This is a genomic window from Thiohalocapsa sp. (assembly GCF_019695415.1).
In the GTDB taxonomy this organism is placed as follows: Bacteria; Pseudomonadota; Gammaproteobacteria; order Chromatiales; family Chromatiaceae; genus Thiohalocapsa.
Window position 1 is genome coordinate 844 of sequence record NZ_JAIFKJ010000567.1, and the last position, 4,613, is coordinate 5,456.

5 protein-coding genes are annotated in these 4,613 nt (G+C 67.9%); 3 read left to right on the forward strand and 2 right to left on the reverse strand.

What is annotated here, in order from left to right:
• Positions 1-147 precede the first annotated feature (147 nt).
• Positions 148-1,242 carry an AmmeMemoRadiSam system radical SAM enzyme gene (amrS, locus tag I6U14_RS15695; protein WP_296900460.1) on the reverse strand — a complete coding sequence of 365 codons (1,095 nt, stop codon included), beginning with the start codon at positions 1,240-1,242 and terminating at the stop codon, positions 148-150.
• A 180-nt stretch (positions 1,243-1,422) separates the two neighbouring features.
• Here amrS and amrB point away from each other — a divergent pair, with 180 nt between their 5' ends.
• The 3 genes from amrB (at position 1,423) to I6U14_RS15710 (ending at position 4,263) form a co-directional block, all read left to right on the forward strand.
• Positions 1,423-2,226: an AmmeMemoRadiSam system protein B gene (amrB, locus tag I6U14_RS15700; RefSeq protein ID WP_296900461.1), complete on the forward strand. Its 804-nt coding sequence runs from the start codon at positions 1,423-1,425 to the stop codon at positions 2,224-2,226.
• Complete coding sequence (amrA, locus tag I6U14_RS15705) at positions 2,213-2,845, forward strand: AmmeMemoRadiSam system protein A (RefSeq protein ID WP_296900462.1); 633 nt, start codon at positions 2,213-2,215, stop codon at positions 2,843-2,845. Before amrB ends, amrA begins: the two co-directional genes overlap by 14 nt.
• A gap of 131 nt (positions 2,846-2,976) precedes the next feature.
• Positions 2,977-4,263 carry an HlyC/CorC family transporter gene (locus I6U14_RS15710; RefSeq protein WP_296900463.1) on the forward strand — a complete coding sequence of 429 codons (1,287 nt, stop codon included), beginning with the start codon at positions 2,977-2,979 and terminating at the stop codon, positions 4,261-4,263.
• Positions 4,264-4,408: 145 nt separating this feature from the next.
• Here the strand turns inward: I6U14_RS15710 and I6U14_RS15715 are convergent.
• A partial coding sequence (locus I6U14_RS15715) for a tyrosine-type recombinase/integrase (protein ID WP_296900464.1) occupies positions 4,409-4,613 on the reverse strand: 205 nt, incomplete at its 5' end.

The following is a 4,613-nucleotide window of genomic DNA, read 5'->3' on the forward strand; positions in this document are numbered from 1 at the left end:
CCCTCGCCAGGCGGTCAAACCTTCTCCGTGTTGTCGACAGTCTTCTGGCTCGGCCACCGCAGCCGTGCCCGCCTCCCGCCCGCACTGTTGCGTCGCTGCGTAACGATGGGCCGCGCGACGCGCGTGCGCGGCCCATCACTCGCGCCATCAAGCGGCCTCGGCCATCGCGGACGGCGCCAGCGGCAGCCGCCGGGAGCCCCAGTGGCCTGGCTCGGCCTCGAACACGCCAGCGCAGGGGGTACCGCAATGGCTGCAACAGCCGTCGGCGGTGAGCCCCCAATGGCCGAGCCGATACCAGTCCCGCTCTATGAGCAGCTCGCCGCAGGCGTGGCAGTAAGTGCTGCCGCCGGCACCATCGTGCACGTTGCCGGTGTAGGCGTAGCGGACGCCATGGTCCATGGCGATCCGCCGCGCGCGGGTCAGCGTGGCCGCCGGCGTCGCCGGCACGTCCTGCATGCGGTAGTCCGGGTGAAAGGCGCTGAAGTGCATCGGCACATCCGGCCCGACATGCTCCACCACCCAGTCCGCCATGCGCGCAAGCTCGGCGTCGCTGTCGTTATGGCCGGGAATGATGAGCGTGGTGAGCTCCAGCCAGACATTCGTCTCCTTGTGCACGTACTCGATGGTCTCCAGCACCGGGTCCAGGTGCGCGCTGCAGAGCTTCTTGTAGAAGTCGTCGGTAAACGCCTTCAGGTCGATGTTGGCGGCATCCATGCAGGAGAAAAACTTCTCCCGAGCCCCCGGCGAGACATAGCCCGCTGTCACCGCCACGTTACGGATGCCGAGCGCGCGGCAGGCCTCGGCGGTGTCACACGCGTACTCCAAAAAGATCACCGGGTCGTTGTAGGTGTAGGCAACGCTCCGGCAGCCGTGGGTGGCCGCGGCCTGGGCGATGCCCTTGGGCGAGGCCTCGGCGGCGAGCGTGTCCATCTGCCGGGACTTGGACATGTCCCAGTTCTGGCAGAAGCGGCAGGTCAGGTTGCAGCCGGCAGTGCCGAAGGACAGCACCGGCGTGCCGGGCAGGAAGTGATTCAGCGGCTTCTTCTCGATGGGGTCGATGCAGAAGCCGCTGGAGCGCCCGTAGGTGTACAGCACGACGGCGCCGTCCTCGCAGCCGCGCACGAAGCAAAGCCCGCGCTGGCCCTCCTTCAGCACGCAGGCGCGGGGGCAGACATCGCATTGCACGCGGCCGTCGTCGAGCCGGTGCCAGAATTCCGTGGGATGCGCAGCAGTGGCGCTCATCGGTCATCCTCCGGGTGGGGCGGGCACAGTCATGCAAGCCTGCGCACGCGCGCTAGAATTCAGGCATGGGCAGGGGCACCAGCGCAAACCCTGAAAGGCACCGTGGGTATTGACGGCGGCGCACCTGGACATACCCTAAGTATGGTCGCAACAAACCCTTTTGGCAGCGGACATCCAGCCATGTCGAACATTCGCCGACCCGCGGTTGCGGACCTCTTCTACCCGGGCGATCCCGAAGCACTGCATGCAGACGTGACGGACCTGCTGGCCTCCGCACGACCGGCAGCCGACAGCGCCACGGAGCACGCGGGTCAGCCCAAGGCGCTCATCGTGCCCCACGCCGGTTATGTCTACTCCGGCGCCATCGCCGCCAGTGCCTATGCGCAGCTGACGCAGCCCGAGTGCATCCGCCGGGTCCTGCTGTTGGGCCCGGCGCATCGCTTCCCATTCCACGGCGTCGCCGTGCCCGCGGCCGAGCAGTTCTCCACACCACTCGGTAAGGTGGCGGTGGACCGCGCGGCGCTCGCCGCCATCGCGGACCTGCCGCAGGTGCATGAGCTGGACATCGCCTTCGACGGCGAGCACTGCCTGGAGGTGCAGCTTCCCTTCCTGCAGGAGACCCTTGGGGATTTCAGCATCGTGCCGCTGCTCGTGGGCGATGCCGGCGCCGACGAGGTGGCTGAGGTGCTGGAGCGCCTCTGGGGCGGCGCTGAGACCCTCATCGTGATCAGCTCGGACCTGAGTCACTATCTGGACTACGACAGCGCACGCGCCATCGATGCCCGCACCTCGGAGGCTATCTGCGACCTCCATCCGGAGGCGATTTCCACCCGCCAGGCCTGCGGCCGGCACCCCATCGCCGGTCTGCTGACGGCGGCGCGCCACCACGGACTGCATGCAGCGCTGCTGGACCTGCGCAACTCCGGCGACACCGCAGGTCCCCGGGACCGGGTGGTGGGCTATGGCGCCTATGCCTTCGGCTGACGCAGCATCGCGACCTGACGCAGGGCCACCGGACGACGCGCCCTCGGCCGAGCCGGGCGCAGCACTGGACAGTGTCCACCGCAGACGGCTCCTGACGATCGCCCGCGACGCCATCCGCCACGGCCTCGACACCGGGCGGCCGCCGCGGCTGGATCTGGCGGCCGAGGCGCCGGCGCTGCACGTGTCGCGGGCGGCATTCGTGACCCTGGAGCTGGCGCAACGGCTGCGCGGCTGCATCGGCCACTTGGAGGCCGCCCAGCCCCTGGCGCTGGACGTTGCCGACAACGCCTTTGCGGCGGCCTTTCGCGATCCGCGCTTCCCACCGCTCGAGGCCGCCGAGCTTGCGCCGCTCTGCATTAAGATCTCGGTGCTGACGCCGGCGGCGGAGCTGCACTTCGCCGACGAGCGGGCCCTGCTCGCGCAGTTGGTGCCGGGTGTAGACGGTCTGATCCTCGCCGACGCCGGGCGCCGCGGCACCTTCCTGCCGTCGGTGTGGGAGCAACTGCCGACGCGCGAGGACTTCCTGCGCCGGCTCAAGGAAAAGGCGGGCCTGCCATCCGATCATTGGAGCGACACGCTGCGGGTCTGGCGCTACCGCACCGAGTCCTTCGGCGAATAGCCACATTGCGACATCCTCGCGGCAAGCCAGCCAAAGCAGCACGCCCACAGTACGGCCCATAACGCGCAACAGCGACGCGCAAGCGCCGGGCGCCACCTGATCTGCCCCATTTTCACCTGCCAGGCCCCACCGTGGACCAACTGCCCCTCACCGAGCTGATCTCATTGGTGGTCCTGCTGGTGCTGTCCGGATTCTTTTCGGGCTCCGAGACGGCACTGATGACCCTGAACCGCTACCGGCTGCGCCACCGCGCCGACAGCGGTCACCGCGGGGCCAAGCTCGCCCGCGCGCTGCTGGATCGCCCGGACCGGCTCATCGGCCTGATCCTGCTTGGCAACAACTTCGTCAACATCCTGGCCTCGTCGCTGGCGACGGTCATCGCACTCAAGCTCGGCGGCGAGGGGGCGATTGCCATCGCCGCCGGACTCCTCACCCTGGTGATCCTGATCTTCGCGGAGGTCACACCGAAGACACTGGCCGCACTGCACCCGGAGGTGCTGGCCTACCCCGCCGCCTACATCTACACGCCCCTGCTGAAGGTCATGCAGCCGGTGGTGTGGTCAGTGAACATCATCACCAACAATCTGCTGCGCCTGCTCGGCGTGCGCCCCGACGCACACCAGGGCTCGGCACTGAGCCGGGAGGAGCTGCGCACCGTGGTCAACGAGGCCGGCGCGATGATCCCTGAGGGCTCTCGGGACATGCTGCTCGCCATATTGGACCTGGAGAACGCCGTGGTGGAGGACATCATGATCCCCCGCAACGAGGTCGAGGGCATCGACCTACAGGACCCTACGGACGAGATCATTGCGGCCGTCAAGCGCGCCAGCTACACCCGCCTGCCGCTTTTCGACGGCGGCCTCGACAACGTCATCGGCATCTTCCACACCCGCAACACCATTGGTCTGCTCGACGGCGGCGAGGACGTCCGCGAGCGCCTGCGCGCCATCGCCCGCAAGCCCTACTACGTGCCCGAAGGCACGCGGCTCTACCAGCAGCTCATCGCCTTTCAGCGGGCCAAGCGGCGGGTGGCGCTGGTGGTGGACGAGTACGGCGACTTCCAGGGGCTGGTGACGCTCGCCGACCTGCTGGAGGAGATCGTCGGCGAGTTCACCACCGACCCGGCGGACGCCTACCCCGAAATCCATCGCGCCGACGACGGCAGCCTGCTCATCGACTGCAGCATCAACGTCCGCGAGCTGAACCGCGCCATGCGCTGGAGCCTGCCCAAGCGTGGCCCCAAGACCCTGAACGGGCTGATCATCGATTATCTGGAGACCATCCCGCAGCCCGGCACCAGCCTCAAGCTCTACGGCCACCCGCTCGAGATCATCCAGACGGATGAGAAGGCCGTGAAAACCGTCAAGCACCTGGGGCCGTTGCCCGCCGTCACGGCGGTGTCGGTGAGCATGCACTGATGCGCGGAAGCGCCCAATCCATCAGATCGCACCCTCAGCTGCATCGTCGCACGGGATCGCGTGCGTTCTAAGCCACAGGTCACACATGACCACGCTCAACGCCACTGAGGCACGCGCCACAGGCGCACAATGACCATCCCCCATGTCACCCCAGCCCATCCACCGGGCTGCGCACCGGCAGCACCCCGGGCCGGTTCATCACATGGGTGTAGATCATGGTCGTGGACACATCCTTGTGCCCCAGCAGCTCCTGCACGGTGCGGATGTCGTAGCCGTCCTCCAGCAGATGCGTTGCGGCGGAGACGTTGCGCTCCGTCGCCAGGTGGCCGAGAAAGCGCTCCACGTCCCCT

Coding starts and splice junctions, on each gene's coding strand:
- amrS (WP_296900460.1), bottom strand. CDS start 1,242: ATGAGCGCCACTGCTGCGCATCCCACGGAATTCTGGCACCGGCTCGAC.
- amrB (WP_296900461.1), top strand. CDS start 1,423: ATGTCGAACATTCGCCGACCCGCGGTTGCGGACCTCTTCTACCCGGGC.
- amrA (WP_296900462.1), top strand. CDS start 2,213: ATGCCTTCGGCTGACGCAGCATCGCGACCTGACGCAGGGCCACCGGAC.